Origin of the sequence: Bradyrhizobium guangdongense (assembly GCF_006483445.1) — a bacterium.
Lineage (GTDB): Bacteria > Pseudomonadota > Alphaproteobacteria > Rhizobiales > Xanthobacteraceae > Bradyrhizobium > Bradyrhizobium guangdongense_A.
In genome coordinates this window covers 1-1,961 of the sequence record NZ_PPPT01000292.1, presented here as the reverse complement: position 1 = coordinate 1,961, position 1,961 = coordinate 1, and the positions used below count along the sequence as shown (strand labels likewise).

The window sequence follows — 1,961 nt, the reverse complement described above, 5'->3', positions numbered from 1 at the left end:
TCCGGCGATGGCTCCTCCGTTGTCCGATGCCACATTTCCGATGAACGTCACGCCAAGTGTCAACAGCGCGACCTTGCTACCTGCTAACTCGCCAAGATCGACAGCTCCCCCGGTTTCAGCGTTGTTGCGGTTGAAACGCAAGAATTTGAACTGCAGCACCTGCGACACCTGGTCTGCCGGTTCTACCGATATGGCGCCGCCATGGTGTCTGGCGGAGTTTCCCTCAAACCCGGAGCCTTCGATAACGACCGACGCTGCTCCGCGTTCAATATTGATCGCACCCGCATTCGTCGTGCTCTTGTTATCGGAAAACGTGCTGTTCCTGATCTCGGTACTGCAGCCGGTTGTCAGCGCGCCGCCCGGCCTTAGAGTGTCGGCGGATAGTTCAGTCGTATTGTTGCGGAAGGACGTTCGCACGATGCTGAGTGCGCAGTTCTGGAAAACACTACGACCGTTGGCCTCAAATTCGCTGTCCGCAATATTGACCAGCCCACCAACGCCCAGAATCGGGACTCCATGCGTCTTGCGGATCTTGCTGCCTGTCATCTCCACAAACGGGGCCTGGATGACGACGCCGCGATTGCCATCAAACTCGCTATTCGCGATGCTGACGAACGCCCTGGATTGAATGGGCGATTGCGAATCGAGCACGCGCGTATTTTCAATAATGATCCGGTCGGCGCGTGCTACCCCGTTCGAGGTGCTGCTCGGGCTGCCCAAACGGCGTAGCGTCAGATTCGAAAGGCGCACGACGACATCGGAGGTTGCAGCATCCAGCAGGGAGACGCGGCCGCTTCCGTCCAGCGTCACCTGCCCTCCGCCGTCGATCTCGACCGATCGGTTGACCGAATGAAGCGTAGTGATCTGCAGCGTCGTTCCAGCGGCACAGCGGAAGGTTATCTTGCCGCCGGCGGCCAACGCCGTAGCGAGATTAGTCCCGACGGGAGCGACATCGGACGCGCACTGGTCGACCTCGAGGCCGGCGGCCTGCCGACCGGTCAATGCAACGCAGGAAATTCCGGCGCTCAGGAGAACGCAGAATCGAATCGCCCTCACGGCGGACTCCTCTTCGGATGTTGTGAATCACCGAAGTCCCAGGTCAACGCCGCCCTGGTATTGGGGTTTACGAACTTGACCACCCCGTCGCCTGATGAATTCAGCACATCGCCGGACGCGAATGGCCACTTGGAGATCGGCGGCACTCTGCCGCGATCGGTATTGATGCCTTCGATTCCGGACCGATCGGAGTCGCGTTGATGTGCGGTGGGGCTGAACCAGATCAGGTCACCGGTGGCCACCGACTGATATCTGCCGACCTGCTTGATCGGCTCCATCGGAGGAAAGCCGAGGCCCTTTCCTGCCGCGATGATATCTCCCAGTGACCCGGGAAACACCAGCGCGTTCTGCTGGACCGTCGTGCTACGAAAGCCGTCGAAATCGGGAATCGTTGCCGCATCGACAATTTCGAAGAAGCCGAACTTTCCGTTGTCCTGACAACCCAGTGATTTGTCGTCGCACGAAACCAGATAGCGGACGACATAAAACGGCGCGAGATTCTTCGTGGCATCGCATTTCGTGGAGTTCAGAAAGCTCCATTCCGGTGCAGAGCCGGGGTCGAAGGTGCAACCGGCGAGGCCGTCGCCGATCTGGAAGTTGATGCCGCAAGCAAAGCCCTTCCACATGCAGGTATTGTGGTCGAATGTCCGCCCATCCCCTCCGTGGTCCTCGGTCTGCCCCTCGAAGCGCATGAAGCGCAGACGATCCTGATCCGGCGCACCCGAAACAATCAGGCTGGTGGGCACACCCGTTCCGTAGTCGCCGCCCAGACCGGCCCCGAACGGAGCGGAGATCGGACCGAATTCGGCCTGGAACTGAGGGCCCGTCCTGAACCCGCCGGCCGCCAGCGTAAAACTCGGGCCGCTGGTGTAAAGCTCGATCGCGGTATGGCGGATGCGCTGAAC

Annotated in this window: 2 protein-coding genes; both read right to left on the bottom strand. The window is 60.1% G+C overall.

Annotated elements, in window-relative coordinates:
- The coding region (locus C2U70_RS31975; protein WP_140982613.1) for a hypothetical protein at positions 1 to 1,056 on the bottom strand (1,056 nt) is incomplete at its 3' end.
- Positions 1,053 to 1,961, bottom strand: a 909-nt coding sequence (locus tag C2U70_RS33305) for a hypothetical protein (RefSeq protein WP_186294593.1), incomplete at its 5' end; no start/stop codon positions are given. The genes C2U70_RS31975 and C2U70_RS33305, both read right to left, overlap by 4 nt.